The following is a 14,618-nucleotide window of genomic DNA, read 5'->3' as shown; positions in this document are numbered from 1 at the left end:
AATTATAAACATTACTTTTTTATGGTATAAAATTTAAAGTTCTTTTTCGTATTTTAGCGACTATTATTTTAAATATACTTTTAAGCAGAATTATGGCAGAAGACAAAGAAAAAGCGGCAAAACTAAAGGCGTTACAATTAACTTTAGATAAATTAGATAAAACATACGGAAAAGGTTCAGTAATGCGTTTAGGAGACGATGTTGCGGAAGATATTGAAGCAATTCCATCTGGTTCTTTAGGATTAGATATAGCTTTAGGTGTTGGTGGTTATCCAAGAGGTAGAGTAATAGAAATTTATGGACCAGAATCTTCAGGTAAAACGACATTAACATTACATGCAATTGCAGAAGCTCAGAAAGCTGGTGGAATTGCGGCATTTATTGATGCAGAACACGCTTTTGATAGATATTACGCACAGAATTTAGGAATTGATATTGATAATTTAATCATCTCGCAACCAGATCATGGAGAACAAGCTTTGGAAATTGCTGATAATTTAATCAGATCAGGAGCCATTGATATTGTGGTAATTGATTCAGTTGCTGCACTTACTCCAAAAAGTGAAATTGAAGGTGAAATGGGTGATTCTAAAATGGGTTTACATGCTCGTTTAATGTCTCAGGCTTTGCGTAAACTTACTGGAACTATAAGTAAAACAAAATGTACTGTAATATTTATTAACCAATTACGTGAAAAAATTGGTGTAATGTTCGGTAACCCGGAAACTACTACTGGTGGTAATGCCTTAAAATTTTATGCATCTGTTCGTTTAGATATTAGACGTAGAACACAAATTAAAGATGGTGATAGAGTTATAGGTAATAGTACTAAGGTAAAAGTGGTTAAAAACAAAGTAGCACCGCCTTTCCGAATGGCTGAGTTTGATATTATGTATGGTGAAGGTATTTCTAAAGTTGGTGAAATACTAGATATTGGCGTAGAATTAGGAATCATTAAGAAAAGTGGTTCTTGGTTTAGTTATGGTGAGACTAAATTAGGACAAGGTAGAGATGCTGTTAAATCTTTAATTAAAGATAATCCTGATTTAGCTGAAGAATTAGAAGGTAAAATTCTTGTTGAGATCAATAAAGAAAAATAGAATATATTAATCATAAAAAAAGCGGACATTAAATGTCCGCTTTTTTTTATGATTTTAGGCAAATGTTTATTTATTTACATTTTTAATATAATGTTCTAATGCCATTGTCATAGATGGTGTTTCTTTACTTGGAGCAGTAATATCTATACGTAATCCAGCTTCTTCTGCGGCTTTAATAGTAGTGTTTCCAAATACTGCAATCCTTGTATCATTTTGCTTAAAATCGGGGAAATTAAGAAATAATGACTCTATACCAGAAGGACTAAAAAATACTAAAACATCATATAATACATTCTTTAAATCAGATAAATCGCTTGTTACTGTTTTATAAAGTATAGCTTTTTCCCATTTTATATCAAGTTCATTTAATAACTCAGGAACTAAGGGTTTTAATTTATCTGAAGATGGCAATAAAAAGGATTCTGTTTTATGTTTTTTGATTTGTTTTAATAAATCTTGAAAAGTACGTTCACCTACATAAATTTTACGTTTTCTATAGACTACATATTTTTGTAAATAGTAAGCTACAGCCTCAGATTGACAGAAGTACTTCATATCATCAGGCACTGTAAAACGCATTTCTTCTGCTATTCTAAAATAGTTATTAATTGCATTTCTACTGGTAAAAATTACAGCTGTAAAATTAGATAAGTCAATTTTTTGATTTCTTACTTCTCTTGCGTCAACCGATTCAACATGAATAAAAGATCTGAAATCAATTTTTACCTTTTGCTTGTCTGATAAATCGAAGTATGGAGATTGCTTCGTACTTGGGGCGGGTTGAGAAACTAAAATAGTTTTTACTTTCATCTGTATTATATAGTTTTTATTGATCATCCCGAATAGTCGGGAGGCATGCCTTAATTTTTAATTCTCAGCTTAACTGAAATTAGGTTAAGGCGTTAAATAAACACTTTTCTCTTAAATGCCCTTATAGAATAAAATATTTGATCATTATTATAAAAGGAGCTATTTCGAGCGTGCAAAGATACAAAATAAAATAAAACGATTTTCCAAAAACTAAAGATTGATTTGTTTTGACCAATAAAACATAATAATAAAGAAATAATGCGGCTGCGGTAACCAACAGAAAATAGGAATAAATAGTAGAATTTACATAAAAATGAATAGCAATTAATGGGAGCATAATGAGACTATAATTGCTTAAATAGCTTGCTTTCAAGAATGTAAAGTGCTTCTGTATCCTTTCTTTTTCAATTAATACACCCAAAAGTAAACCTGCAATAATTCTAATGGCAAAAAAAACGCATACAATAAAAGCAATTTTAAGATAAAATAAAAAGTCATATGAAGCCATTTCAGGTTCTACTAAATGGACTGTGATAAATAGCAAGAAAGAAATAATAATTACATAAACGGCTAGAAAAATTATACTAAATGAATTAAAAAGTAATGGGTTGGCTTTTGAAAAACTATTTATATACGTATTATTAAATAATAAATTTTTTAGTTTATAATACCTATCATTCGATTTTAATCGATTTAAAATCAGTAAAGTAACAGCAATTAGAAGTACTATTGTAATCCAATCTTTTGATACAACAATACGTTCACTAGCTTCTAACATGGTTTGAAATTATTAACACAAAATTAGTAATATTTTATTTTACCTTTGCTTTAAATTTGTAGATTAAATAATTACAATGTCAGACACTTTAGTCATTATACCCACATATAACGAAAAAGAAAATATTGAAAACATGGTTAAGACCGTATTTTCACTACAAAAGGCATTTGATGTATTGGTTGTAGATGATAATTCTCCGGATGGAACAGGAGAAATTGTTGAACGTTTACAAGCTCAGTTTCCTTCTCGTTTATTTTTAGAAAAAAGAGAAGGAAAAACAGGACTCGGTACAGCATATATTCATGGTTTTAAATGGGCTTTGGAAAAAAAATATGATTATATCATTGAAATGGATGCTGATTTTTCTCATGATCCAAAAGATTTAATAAGATTATACCAAGCTTGTCACGATTATGGAGCAGACGTGTCTATTGGTTCTCGTTATTCTAAAGGTGTGAATGTGGTTAATTGGCCTATGAATAGAGTTTTAATGTCCTATTTTGCGAGCAAATATGTGCAGTTTATTACTAGGATACCTATACATGATACTACCGCAGGTTTTGTTTGTTATAAAAGAAAAGTATTGGAAACTATTAAACTTGATAAGATTAAATTTGTGGGGTATGCTTTTCAGATCGAAATGAAATTTAAAGCATGGAAACATGGATTTAACATCAAAGAAGTTTCCGTTATCTTTACCGATAGAGCTTTAGGTAAATCTAAAATGGATAGTTCTATAATTGGTGAAGCCATTTTAGGAGTAATTAAAATGAAATTAAAAGGACTTCCAAAATAAAACCATTTCATGGGAATTTGGAAAAACCACTATAATCGGCTTTTGATTAGTAAAAATCAAAGACTTGAATTTTAACAATACTATGAACAGAACACTTATAAAAAACGTTAAAATAATAAATGAAGGTGAAATTATCTCTGGAGATATTTTGATTGAAGATCAGTTGATTGCTGAAGTAGGAACCATTGATAATGTACCAACCAACACACAAATTATTGATGGGCTCGGTAAATATGTTATGCCTGGTGTTATTGATGATCAAGTTCATTTTCGTGAACCTGGTTTAACTCATAAAGCTAATATTGGTACAGAAAGTAAGGCTGCTGTTGCAGGAGGAATTACTTCGTTTATTGAAATGCCCAATACGGTGCCACAAGCTACAACTCAAGCTTTATTACAAGATAAATTTGATATTGCAGCAAATACTTCTTATGCCAATTATTCTTTTATGTTTGGTGGTACCAATGATAATTTGGAGGAACTTTTAAAAACAGATCCGCATAAAGTGGCCGCTATAAAATTGTTTTTAGGCTCTTCTACAGGTAATATGTTAGTGGACGATGAAAAAGTACTTGAAAAGATATTTTCATCTACTAAAATGTTAATTGCTGTGCATTGTGAGGATGAAACTACCATTCGCGATAATTTGGCCAGTGCTAAAACAATGTATGGAGATAATATTCCTATGGATTTCCATCCAAAAATAAGAAGTGAAGAAGCGTGTTATATTTCTTCTTCAAAAGCAGTTGCATTAGCTCAAAAAACAGGAGCTAGATTACATGTTTTTCACTTATCAACAGCGAGAGAAACAGTTTTATTTAGAAATGATATTCCTCTGGAAGAAAAGAAAATTACTGCTGAAGTTTGTGTGCATCATCTTTGGTTTGACGATTCTTTTTATAAAGAAAAAGGTACTTTTATAAAATGGAATCCTGCTATTAAAACCAAAGAAGATAAAAAAGGACTATGGAAAGCTCTTTTAACTGATAAAATTGATGTGATTGCAACTGATCATGCACCACATACGTTAGAAGAAAAATCACAAATTTATACGAAAGCTCCAAGTGGTGGACCATTAGTGCAACATGGATTATTGGCAATGTTAGAAGCTACACATCATGGTATTTTATCATTAGAAAAATTGGTAGAAAAAATGTGTCACAATCCAGCAATATTATTTCAAATAGAAAAGAGGGGGTATATAAGGAAAGGTTATTATGCTGATTTAGTTTTGGTAGATTTAGAGTCGCCTCAAACCATAACAAAAGAAGGTCTTTTATATAAATGTGGTTGGTCACCATTTGAAGGAACAACATTTAATTCGGAAATTACACATACGTTTGTCAATGGAAATTTAGTTTATAATCACGGTAAATTTGATGATGATAAGCGAGGAATGCAATTAACTTTCACAAGACCCTCTTAAAGGGTTTTTTGAAAAATAATAATAGTAAATCCTACATTATTTTCTCAATGCATTAGGAATGCTGTTCATATAAATAATTGTAAATTAATATATATAAATCAAGTGAAAAAATTAGTATATCCATTTTTGGCTTTCCTTTTTATAGTTTCTTGTACCAGCAAGACGATCTATAAGAAACCTGATAATTTGATAGAAAAAGATCAAATGATTAAGATTTGGACAGATATTTATATTGCTAGAGGAGCAAGGTCAGTACAAACAATAGATAAAAAAAATAATATTAATTACTTACCATTAGTTTTTGAAAAGTATAAGATAGACAGTTCACAATTCAGCGAAAGTAATTTGTTTTATACTTCTAAGATAGATGACTATCAAAAAATGTTTGAGGAGGTTAATAGAAGGCTTAAGGAAAAAAAGGAAATTTATCAGCCAGAAACTGAAATGGATTCAATTATTAATGAAACTAGAGAACTTGTAAAGTAAGAATAAGTCATTAGTATTATCAATTCTGATCCTTTATATAATTTTTACATACATTTTTAATGGTTTCTTCTAAGGGAATAAACTGATAATCAATAGCTTCTTTTATCTTTTTATTGGAATAGTAATAACTATTATGAGATGAATTTGCTGATTGCTTGGTTATCATAGGTGCTTTACCTGAGAATTTACTTAACAACCAATTTACACGCCAACCAATACCGCTTATAAGTTTGGTCACTTTAATTGTGGGTCTTTTTTTGTTAAAAGCATCCGCTATTGAGAAGAATAACGTTTTGAAAGACATACTTTCACTAACTAAAATAAAGCGTTGATTTTTTATAGTACTATTCATCAATTTAATCATGATATTGGTAACATCTTGGACATCAACAAAACCAGTAATACCTTCCGTATAAAAAGGAAATCCGTTATAACTTTTATCAAATAATTTTCCAGAACCTGCTTTCCAGAATCCAGAGCCTAAAATTACGCCAGGGTTTACTATAACAACGTCTACTCCTTCTTGACCAGCCCTCCAAACTTCTATTTCAGAGCCATATTTTGTAATGGCATAGCCGTAGTTATTATCGGCAACATTCCATTCGTTTTCTTCGTCAATATTTTTACCGGTTAAGGGTTTTCCTACAGCGGCTACAGAGCTTACAAAACACAATTTTTCAACTTGATTGGCAACAGACAGATTAACGATATTGGCTGTACCATCAATGTTAACTTTTCGCATTTTTCGATAATCAGAGGCACTAAAAGAAATCATAGCCGCACTGTGGTATACTTTTGTAACGCCTTTAAAAGCAAAATCTAAAGCAGGAACGTCGCTAAGATCTGCTTCAACCCAAGTTATGGATTTAAAAAGTGACTCATAATTGGATGAGAAATATGAAAATACATTTTTAACAGCTTCTAAATCACTATTTTTTCTATGAATTGCTACAATTTTTTCACCTTGTTGTGCCAATTGAAACAACAAATGAGAACCTACTAAACCTGTACCACCGGTGACTAAAATCATGCCTCTAAAATAACTAATAATCCTTAGTATACTAAATATATTTGAGAAATTGTATTTACTTCATTTATGTGAAAATATTAATGAGGGGATTGGTCCCATGAGTTGACCATAGGGGTGTTTTGATTCATATACAACTTAAATTCCATTATTTACTTTACCATTTTTACGATTAAGTATATCTTTGTCAAAATTTTACTACTATGACTAATAATTTTGTTGAAGAATTACGTTGGAGAGGTCTATTGCATGATGCAATGCCAGGCACTGAAGAACAATTGAATAAAGAAGTAACTTCAGCCTATATCGGATTTGACCCTACTGCAGACTCTTTACATATTGGCGGATTGGTACCTATTATTTTATTAAAGCACTTTCAACAATTTGGACATAAACCTATTGCTTTAGTAGGTGGAGCAACGGGTATGATAGGTGATCCTTCAGGAAAATCGAACGAGCGAAACTTATTAGATGAAGCTGCTTTAACTAAAAACGTTAATGGAATTAAAGGTCAGTTATCAAAATTTTTAGACTTTTCTTCGGGTGCGGATAATGCAGCAGAATTGGTTAATAATTACGATTGGATGAAAGAATTGTCCTTTTTAGATTTTGCCAGAGATATTGGTAAACATATTACTGTAAACTACATGATGGCAAAAGATTCTGTTAAAAACAGATTGAATGCTGAATCTAATGAAGGAATGAGCTTTACAGAATTTACGTACCAATTAATTCAAGGTTACGATTTTTTACATTTATACAAAGAAAAGAATTGTCTACTTCAAATGGGAGGTTCTGATCAATGGGGTAATATTACTACGGGTACAGAATTAATTCGTCGTAAAGTACAAGGAAAAGCATTTGCAATTACCTGTACATTAATAACGAAAGCTGACGGTACCAAATTCGGTAAATCAGAAGGTGGAAATGTTTGGTTAGACCCAGAGAGGACTTCACCCTATAAATTTTACCAATATTGGTTGAATGCTTCTGATGACGATTCAGAAAAATATATCAAAATCTTTACTTTTTTAGATAAAGAAACGATAGAAAAGTTAATAGAAGAGCATAAAGAACAACCTCATTTGCGTTTGTTACAAAAAACCATTGCTAATGAAGTAACCAGAATGGTGCATTCTGAAGAAGCGTTGGAAAATGCCATAAAAGCATCAAATATTTTATTTGGTAAATCTACATCTGGAGATTTGAAAGGCTTAGATGAAAAAACTTTTTTAGATGTCTTTGAAGGTGTTCCACAAGCAGAAATTTCAAAAGCTGATCTTGAAAATGGAATTGATATTATTGCTGCCTTGAATGAAAAATCAGGATTTTTAAAATCAAATGGAGAGGCGAGAAGAGCTTTAAAAGAAAACTCCATATCAATCAACAAAGAAAAGGTTAAAGATGATTATACGCTTTCTGTTGAGGATTTAATTGCAGATAAGTTTGTGTTGTTACAACGAGGCAAAAAGAATTACTTTTTATTGAAGGTTATTTAGGTTTTTGAAATTAATTTTTAGGACTTCGCTTATCGTTTATGTTTAAGGATAGTTGCTTGTGCAAGCAACTAACTTACTAAAAATGGAACGAGCCAGAGGAAAATTCGCAGGGTTTTCCAAGTAAGTAAAAACCGAGCAATTCTTTTTACACCGTGTTAGCACATGGTATTTAATTAGATAGTTCAATATTTATAGCTACATTTCTATCTTCGTTACTTTTTTTCTTTCGTTCAATTGGGTTAATCCATTTTCCATGATAATTCAGCCAGGTATTTTTTTTCTGTTTTTTATAATCCATTCCTATAGCAGGACATAAAACCTCATGTCCAAATTTGTTAGTGGCTATATTCTCTTTTAAATTCAGAATATCAAACACAACAAAAAAACCTTCTTCAGGAAATATTAGTTTTTCATTTGTAAAGTCTACATTGATTTCTCCATCTCCATAAATTTCTATGGTTTTGTATTCACTAAAAAGCTGATTTGATGGTTTACCTTCTTTATCAGTTTTCATTAAGTATACTCTAAATATTTGTTTTCTATTTAGAGGTGTAATAACAGCAAGTGATATTTTTTTGATAAAAGGAGTCTCAGCATAATCTTCGCTATATTCAAAAAATCTTGCAGCCGCTTGGTGTTCAAAAAAGTTAAATTCTTTTATTTTTTTATAACTTTTAAATGATTTAATGTTTATGTGTTTGTTATTTTTTATTGGGAAAACAACAACTTCTTCTAATTCAATTTCACTTGGATTAAGTAGAATTTCATTTTTGTTTTTTGTTTTAATTTGTAATTGTTGATAACCCAAATGTGATATTAATAATGTATCTCCAACTTGACCCTTGTCAATATGAAAAACACCATTTTGGTCAGAAGTTGTCCCTTGCCAAGATTTTTCTATCCATATATTAACGTATGAAATTGGAAGTCCTGTTTTTTTATCCAATATTCTGCCAGAGATTTGACCTAAACATTGAATTGAAACAAAGATTAATAATATAAAACTATATTTTTTCATACCGCGTGCTAACGTAATGATTAAAAACGATTATATGTTTATTTATCTAATGATAAGCGAAGCTAACAGAAATAGCATTAATAATCAAATTACACTATTATCTGAAATTTTACTTTTCAACCCTCCTAAAATCTAAATCTTGAAAATTAAAACTAAAATTAATAGTTCGCGAAATGTCTTTCATTTTTTGATTATGGCTTGTCAATTTTCATCTAAATTGAAAATTTTGAACATGAAGAGAATTTTATTTATATTTCCATTTATTGGCAAAAACCTAAACTTTGGCTCAAAAACTCTTCAACATCTTTCTGTCTAAAAGTTATTGCCAATCCATTCAAACATCTTCACATAAGCATCTTCTCTAACCGCTTTTTCAGAAAGAAATAGATCATGCATGGCATTTTTAACTTCACATACAGTAACATTTCCTTTGATTTTATGTGCAACTTTCGAGATGTGATTTACATTTAAAACGGCATCACCGTGTTTGAAATTATCAGACCAAAGATGTTCAAAAACTGATTTATCACTGTGCATTACAAGTATGGGAACATCAATAACAAAATTATTCTTTATTCTTTTTTGAGCCTTATGTATGGCTCTTATAAAACTCAGATTTACTGTCGGTATAATTAGAGGTTTCCAAGCCAGTGAGTAGTTCCATTCGCCATGGTGGTCTTTGTGTAGACTTAAGCCATATAGCTTTGACAAACCACTTTTTATTGGTTTATCGGGGAAATAGTTGGCGATAATTGACAATATAGGAACTCCTATTTTTCGCTCAATAGTGCTTAAATTAAAATCGTAGAACGGACTATTGCATATTATTCCATGAAATAAGTCGCTTTTTGGATGCCTTTTGGCATAGTCTGTAATAATGAGTCCGCCAGTAGAATGTCCCATTAAAAGTACCTGATTATTGTTTTCTGAATGGATAATTTGTAAAGCAATTTCTATTTCTTCATCATATTCAGAAAGCGAACGTACATTGTTCAATTTTTGGTGTGGCAAATAAGAACGTCCGTACTTTCTCAAATCTAATGCATAGAAGTTATAACCATGTTGATTAAAGCTTTTAGCCAAGTCTGTTTGAAAAAAATAATCGTTAAAACCATGGATGTATAAAATTGCTTTAAGTGAAGATTTGTCCGTTTTATGACATATCAGGGTTGCAACTGTTTTTCCTTCATAATCATCGGAAAGGGGTAAGGTTAATTTTTTAAAATTTTTTCCGAGTACATCTGGTATGTAAATTTTATCTTCCATTTAACTTAATTTATGTTTTCTTCAAATGCCACAAGAATTATCGATAATAAGATAACTATTTAATCTGTAATTAAAGATAATTTTCCTCCCCAAAAATCAAATTTTATAAACCTTATAAAATATTGATTATCATTAATAAACTGTCCTTCCATTGATTATCACTAGTAAAACTAATGGGTTCGCACAATATATTATAAAAAATTACGATTTATAATAAATGAATGAACATTTATTCATAATTTTGTACTGTGAATAATTAACCTATTTAATATGGCACGTAAAATTGACGAAGATAAAATAAATCGTATTAAAGAAGCTACAATGGAAACTATTGTTACACATGGTATTGAAGCAACTACGATAGCCATGATAGCCAAAAATGCAAATGTTAGTGGAGGTTATTTATACCGTATATATAGTGGAAAACAAGATTTAATTAATGATTTATACTCGAAAAAAGTCATGTCATTGGTTAATGAATTAGAGTTTTTATTAACACTAAATCCCTCAACAATTGAACCTATTATCAATACTTTTATTAGCAATAGAATAGTGTATTCTAAAAACGAAACGATTGCTTCTAAATTCTACTATCAATTATTACACAATGAAAATTTTAATTTATCGGAAGAACTTAAAGTGAAACATTTTGGTTTAATGGAAAACATAAAACGTATAGGAATAACTTCAGGTGAAGTTTCTGATACTATTAGCTTGTTTCAATTGCACTACCACATCTTAATTTATCCGGTTGATTATATCAATTTTAAAAGAAATAAAGCCTTTGGTTTAGAACAATCAAAAGATAATGATGACCTAAACTATTTAACAACCAATATTTTAAAGTTTTTAAAAATGTAAATGAAAGTAAATGGAGTTTAATAAAATAAAAATAGTGCCAATCCTAAAAATAGCAACGTGTATGTTATTTTTAATTGGTACTGTGTCAAATGCACAAGAACTCACTTTGAAAAAAGCCCGTGAGTTAATGTTAGAAAAAAATGGAGAAATAAAAGCCTCCAGTTTTGAAGTTAAATCAATGGAAGAAGAACAAAAAGCAACTAAGGGATTACGACTTCCTACAGTTAGTCTTTCAGGTACCTATTTGAATTTAGATAAAGATATTTCGACCAATTTAAACGCAGAACGAGACATGGTAGGTGGTTTGCTAAGTATTTCTGACCCCGTAGCTGTTTTAGGCGATTGGAATTTTTCATTATTAGATAGAAACATAGGTTTTGCATCTGCAGACATTTCTATGCCGCTTTATGCTGGTGGAAAAATTAATGCTGCTAATAAAGCCTCTGAAATTAAATTAGATCTTTCGGAAAATAATCACAGGTTGAAGGAAGATGAATTAACAGTTAATTTAATAACTTATTTCTATAAATTAAAACTGGCTAAAGAAGCTGAGGTTTTAAGAAAAGAAGTCTGTGAAACGGTATTATTGCATAGTAACCATGCCGATAAATTTTTTGAAAATGGAATGATTCCAGAAGTAGAAACTTTGAATGCAAAAGTGGCATTATCTAATGCTAAAAGGGAATTGTTAGCTGCGAAAAAAGATGTTGCATTGGCAACAACAGCACTAAAGAATTTAATTGGTATTGATGACCTTGAGACAATTTCTACTGAATTTACAGATCCATCTATTTTGAAGCCGTTAAATGAATTTCAAAGTGAGATGTTGAAAGAAAACAAACAACTTAAAACAATCGAAAGAAATTATGAACTTGCTAAAGTTGGTGTCAAGGTAGAGAACAGTGATTATTTTCCAAAAGTTGGTGTTTTTGGAAAATATTTACTTTGGAAAGACAACTTACCTTTAGTAGATACAAAATGGGTTGTAGGTGTTGGTGTAGAATGGGAATTGTTTAATGGCTTTCAACGTGAACATAAAATAAAAGCTTCTAAATACAAAGTATCTCAAATAGAAGCTTTAAACAAACAAGCTCGATTGAATTTAACGACCTACACTGAAAAATTATACAATGAAATTGAAAAGCAATTGGAACAATTTAAAAGTCTTAAAACTGATGAAACCTTTGCTAAAAAATTAAAATTTATGCGAACACGTGCTTTTGAAGAAGGTACAGGAACTTCATTGGAAGTTGTAGATGCAACATTAAAATTAACTGAAATAAAACTACATAAAATAAAAGCTTTATACCTGTACAATGTAGCTTATGGTGAGCTTATGGTGCGTATTGGCGAAACTGAATCGTTCTTAAATGAAAAATAGATGAAAATGAAAAATGCAAAATTTATAAAATCACTTTTTAGCATTGTATTTATTGCCATTTTAGTGTTAATCGGTATTTGGTTTTTAAATAAACCTAAATCGATTGTATTACAAGGTAGAATTGAAGCGAAAGAAATTTATCTATCTGCTAAAATACCTACAAGGGTTAACACTTTTGAGGTAAAAGAAGGGGCAAGTGTTAAAAAGGGACAGTTACTGGCAACTCTTAAAAGTCCTGAAATTATGGCAAAAGAGCAACAAGCTTTAGCATTAAAAGACGCAGCAAATGCTCAAAAAAATAAAGCTACAAATGGTGCTCGAAAAGAAGAAATACAAGCCGCAAAAAGCATATACGGAAAAGCAACTGCAGCAGCTAATGTGATGGAAAAAACATTTGAAAGAATGGAAAGCCTGTTTAAAGATGGTGTTATTTCTGAACAACAACGCGATGAAATTTTTGCTAAAAAAGAAGCCGCTTTAAAAGATCAAGAAACTGCTTTAAGTGGTTATCAAATGGCTTTAAAAGGTGCTAGAAATGAAGATATTGAAGCCGCTTCTGCATTGGTAAAACAGGCCGACGGAGCTTTGGTAGAATTAGAAAGCTATAAAAACGAACGCAATATCATCGCTCCTATAGATGCTGAAGTCCTCAATTTTTTACCAGAAGAAGGAGAGCTGATTGGAGCTGGTTATCCTGTAGTTCATTTAGTTGATTTAACTAACAGTTATGCCATTGTAAATGTTAAAGAAACAAGCTTGATGAACTTTAAAAAAGAATCAGAGTTTGAAGCTACTATTCCAGCGTTAAACAACAAAAAAGTAAAATTTAAAATTTACTATGTGGCTCCTTTAGGCGATTATGCAACATGGAATGCAACTAAGGCTACTGGTGATTTTGATGTTAGAACCTTTGAAATAAAAGCATCTCCGGTTTCTGAAGAGATAGAACTACGCCCTGGAATGAGCCTTTTAATCGATTATTCTCAATTTAAAGGATAAAATGAAACCATCAGTACAAATAGCGAAGCGAGAAATAGCACAATTATTTAGTTCAAAAACTACATTCATTTTTGCTGTAATACTTCCTTTTGTCTCTATTTTATTCTTTAATACACTTTTAAGTGATGGTGTTGCACGAGATTTACCTATTGCAATTATAGATTTAGACCATTCATCAATTTCAAGAAATGTAATTTCTCAATTAGAATCGTCTCCAGAATTGGAAGTAAGCTATTTCCCTTTAAATGAGCAAAAAGGTGAAGAACTCATTAGGCTAGGAAAAGTATATGGACTTATAACCATTCCACAAGATTTTGAAGTAAACTTAAAAAAAGGAAAGCAGGTAAATATCATAAACCAATACAATAGTGATTTAATATTAGCTGGAGGGTTGGAATACAAAGCTTTTAGAAAAGTAATAGGAACTATTTCAGCTGGAATTAACATTGAAAAGCAACGGAAACAAGGAATTTCTACCCAACAGGCCATTATTAATTTTCAACCGTTAACAACGAACAATCATGTGTTATCGAATCCATTCACCAATTATTCTTATTATCTTAATACCGGGTTTTTGGCTATGTTTTTCCAATTGTTTGTCATTCTTACCACTACCTACTGTTTTGGAACTGATATAAAATATAATAAAGGCAACAAATTATTAAGCATTGCAAATGGAAACCTATGGTCAATTATTGTAGGTAAAGTTTTACCCTATACATTGTGGTTTATGTTGGTTGGCGTCATTATGCTAATGAGCATGTACGTATGGCAAGATTTCCCTTTTCATGGAAGTAAAATAGGTGTGTTGGTTGGTCTTCTTTTATTAATTATTGCCAATCAATCTTTTGCATTATTAATTATTGCGTTAACCAATAGTTTTAGGGAAGCATTAACAATAGCATCTGGTTTTGCAGCGGTTAGTTTATCCTTTTCAGGAATTACATTTCCAATTTTTGGAATGCCAAAATTTATGCAATGGTTAAGCCAAATTTTTCCATTTACTCATTTTTTCGAATTGTTATTAGACCAATCTCAACGAGGTTATCCAATATTTTATTCGTTAAAATCTATAATCATACTGATTGTGTTATGTATTGTACCTCTTACACTAGGTTGGTTTAAATTAAAAACGCTATTTATTAAAGGAGAATTTAAGCATCATATTTAA

General features: G+C 30.6%; 14 protein-coding genes. 9 read left to right on the top strand and 5 right to left on the bottom strand.

Annotation, left to right across the window (positions count from 1 at the left end; translation table 11 throughout):
- Window positions 1–92: 92 nt before the first annotated feature.
- Complete coding sequence (recA, locus tag D3P13_RS04840) at window positions 93–1,100, top strand: recombinase RecA (RefSeq protein ID WP_117880140.1); 1,008 nt, start codon at window positions 93–95, stop codon at window positions 1,098–1,100.
- A gap of 66 nt (window positions 1,101–1,166) precedes the next feature.
- Here the strand turns inward: recA and D3P13_RS04835 are convergent, their stop codons facing one another.
- Complete coding sequence (locus D3P13_RS04835) at window positions 1,167–1,910, bottom strand: uroporphyrinogen-III synthase (RefSeq protein WP_117880139.1); 744 nt, start codon at window positions 1,908–1,910, stop codon at window positions 1,167–1,169.
- A 121-nt stretch (window positions 1,911–2,031) separates the two neighbouring features.
- Window positions 2,032–2,688 carry a DUF4271 domain-containing protein gene (locus D3P13_RS04830; RefSeq protein ID WP_117880138.1) on the bottom strand — a complete coding sequence of 219 codons (657 nt, stop codon included), beginning with the start codon at window positions 2,686–2,688 and terminating at the stop codon, window positions 2,032–2,034.
- A 76-nt stretch (window positions 2,689–2,764) separates the two neighbouring features.
- Here D3P13_RS04830 and D3P13_RS04825 point away from each other — a divergent pair, with 76 nt between their 5' ends.
- The 3 genes from D3P13_RS04825 (at window position 2,765) to D3P13_RS04815 (ending at window position 5,396) form a co-directional block, all read left to right on the top strand.
- A complete protein-coding gene (locus tag D3P13_RS04825; RefSeq protein ID WP_117880137.1) occupies window positions 2,765–3,484 on the top strand; it encodes a polyprenol monophosphomannose synthase in 720 nt (239 codons plus the stop codon).
- Between the two features lie 82 nt (window positions 3,485–3,566).
- Complete coding sequence (locus D3P13_RS04820; protein ID WP_117880136.1) at window positions 3,567–4,910, top strand: dihydroorotase; 1,344 nt, start codon at window positions 3,567–3,569, stop codon at window positions 4,908–4,910.
- 102 nt (window positions 4,911–5,012) lie between these two features.
- Complete coding sequence (locus D3P13_RS04815) at window positions 5,013–5,396, top strand: DUF4296 domain-containing protein (protein ID WP_117880135.1); 384 nt, start codon at window positions 5,013–5,015, stop codon at window positions 5,394–5,396.
- 19 nt (window positions 5,397–5,415) lie between these two features.
- On the opposite strand, the gene D3P13_RS04810 is transcribed toward D3P13_RS04815, so the two are convergent.
- Window positions 5,416–6,426, bottom strand: a complete 1,011-nt coding sequence (locus D3P13_RS04810) for an NAD-dependent epimerase/dehydratase family protein (RefSeq protein ID WP_117880134.1) — start codon at window positions 6,424–6,426, stop codon at window positions 5,416–5,418.
- 200 nt (window positions 6,427–6,626) lie between these two features.
- Between D3P13_RS04810 and tyrS the strand changes: the two genes are divergently transcribed.
- A complete protein-coding gene (tyrS, locus tag D3P13_RS04805) occupies window positions 6,627–7,922 on the top strand; it encodes a tyrosine--tRNA ligase (protein WP_117880133.1) in 1,296 nt (431 codons plus the stop codon).
- Window positions 7,923–8,091: 169 nt separating this feature from the next.
- On the opposite strand, the gene D3P13_RS04800 is transcribed toward tyrS, so the two are convergent.
- Together D3P13_RS04800 and D3P13_RS04795 are read right to left on the bottom strand one after the other, a co-directional pair.
- Window positions 8,092–8,940, bottom strand: coding sequence for a carboxypeptidase-like regulatory domain-containing protein (locus D3P13_RS04800; protein ID WP_117880132.1), 849 nt, complete (start codon window positions 8,938–8,940; stop codon window positions 8,092–8,094).
- A 312-nt stretch (window positions 8,941–9,252) separates the two neighbouring features.
- Window positions 9,253–10,206, bottom strand: coding sequence for an alpha/beta hydrolase (locus D3P13_RS04795; RefSeq protein WP_117880131.1), 954 nt, complete (start codon window positions 10,204–10,206; stop codon window positions 9,253–9,255).
- 270 nt (window positions 10,207–10,476) lie between these two features.
- Between D3P13_RS04795 and D3P13_RS04790 the strand changes: the two genes are divergently transcribed.
- From D3P13_RS04790 to D3P13_RS04775, 4 genes are read left to right on the top strand one after another with little or no spacing between them, the layout of a single operon-like run.
- Complete coding sequence (locus tag D3P13_RS04790) at window positions 10,477–11,067, top strand: TetR/AcrR family transcriptional regulator (RefSeq protein WP_117880130.1); 591 nt, start codon at window positions 10,477–10,479, stop codon at window positions 11,065–11,067.
- A gap of 10 nt (window positions 11,068–11,077) precedes the next feature.
- Entirely contained in the window at window positions 11,078–12,448 is a 1,371-nt protein-coding gene (locus D3P13_RS04785; RefSeq protein ID WP_117880129.1) for a TolC family protein, read from the top strand.
- 6 nt (window positions 12,449–12,454) lie between these two features.
- Window positions 12,455–13,447, top strand: a complete 993-nt coding sequence (locus D3P13_RS04780; RefSeq protein ID WP_157972831.1) for an HlyD family secretion protein — start codon at window positions 12,455–12,457, stop codon at window positions 13,445–13,447.
- 1 nt (window position 13,448) lies between these two features.
- A complete protein-coding gene (locus tag D3P13_RS04775) occupies window positions 13,449–14,618 on the top strand; it encodes an ABC transporter permease (protein ID WP_117880127.1) in 1,170 nt (389 codons plus the stop codon).

The sequence above is a fragment of the Aureibaculum luteum genome (assembly GCF_003449015.1).
GTDB classification, from domain to species: Bacteria; Bacteroidota; Bacteroidia; order Flavobacteriales; family Flavobacteriaceae; genus Aureibaculum; species Aureibaculum luteum.
The sequence above is the reverse complement of the archived record's forward strand: the minus strand, read 5'-3'. Positions and strand labels throughout refer to the sequence as shown.

Bases quoted from the DNA above. Each gene is read 5' to 3' on its own strand.
- recA (WP_117880140.1), top strand. From the start codon at position 93: ATGGCAGAAGACAAAGAAAAAGCGGCAAAACTAAAGGCGTTACAATTA.
- D3P13_RS04835 (WP_117880139.1), bottom strand. From the start codon at position 1,910: ATGAAAGTAAAAACTATTTTAGTTTCTCAACCCGCCCCAAGTACGAAG.
- D3P13_RS04830 (WP_117880138.1), bottom strand. From the start codon at position 2,688: ATGTTAGAAGCTAGTGAACGTATTGTTGTATCAAAAGATTGGATTACA.
- D3P13_RS04825 (WP_117880137.1), top strand. From the start codon at position 2,765: ATGTCAGACACTTTAGTCATTATACCCACATATAACGAAAAAGAAAAT.
- D3P13_RS04820 (WP_117880136.1), top strand. From the start codon at position 3,567: ATGAACAGAACACTTATAAAAAACGTTAAAATAATAAATGAAGGTGAA.
- D3P13_RS04810 (WP_117880134.1), bottom strand. From the start codon at position 6,426: ATGATTTTAGTCACCGGTGGTACAGGTTTAGTAGGTTCTCATTTGTTG.
- tyrS (WP_117880133.1), top strand. From the start codon at position 6,627: ATGACTAATAATTTTGTTGAAGAATTACGTTGGAGAGGTCTATTGCAT.
- D3P13_RS04800 (WP_117880132.1), bottom strand. From the start codon at position 8,940: ATGAAAAAATATAGTTTTATATTATTAATCTTTGTTTCAATTCAATGT.
- D3P13_RS04795 (WP_117880131.1), bottom strand. From the start codon at position 10,206: ATGGAAGATAAAATTTACATACCAGATGTACTCGGAAAAAATTTTAAA.
- D3P13_RS04790 (WP_117880130.1), top strand. From the start codon at position 10,477: ATGGCACGTAAAATTGACGAAGATAAAATAAATCGTATTAAAGAAGCT.
- D3P13_RS04785 (WP_117880129.1), top strand. From the start codon at position 11,078: ATGGAGTTTAATAAAATAAAAATAGTGCCAATCCTAAAAATAGCAACG.
- D3P13_RS04780 (WP_157972831.1), top strand. From the start codon at position 12,455: ATGAAAAATGCAAAATTTATAAAATCACTTTTTAGCATTGTATTTATT.
- D3P13_RS04775 (WP_117880127.1), top strand. From the start codon at position 13,449: ATGAAACCATCAGTACAAATAGCGAAGCGAGAAATAGCACAATTATTT.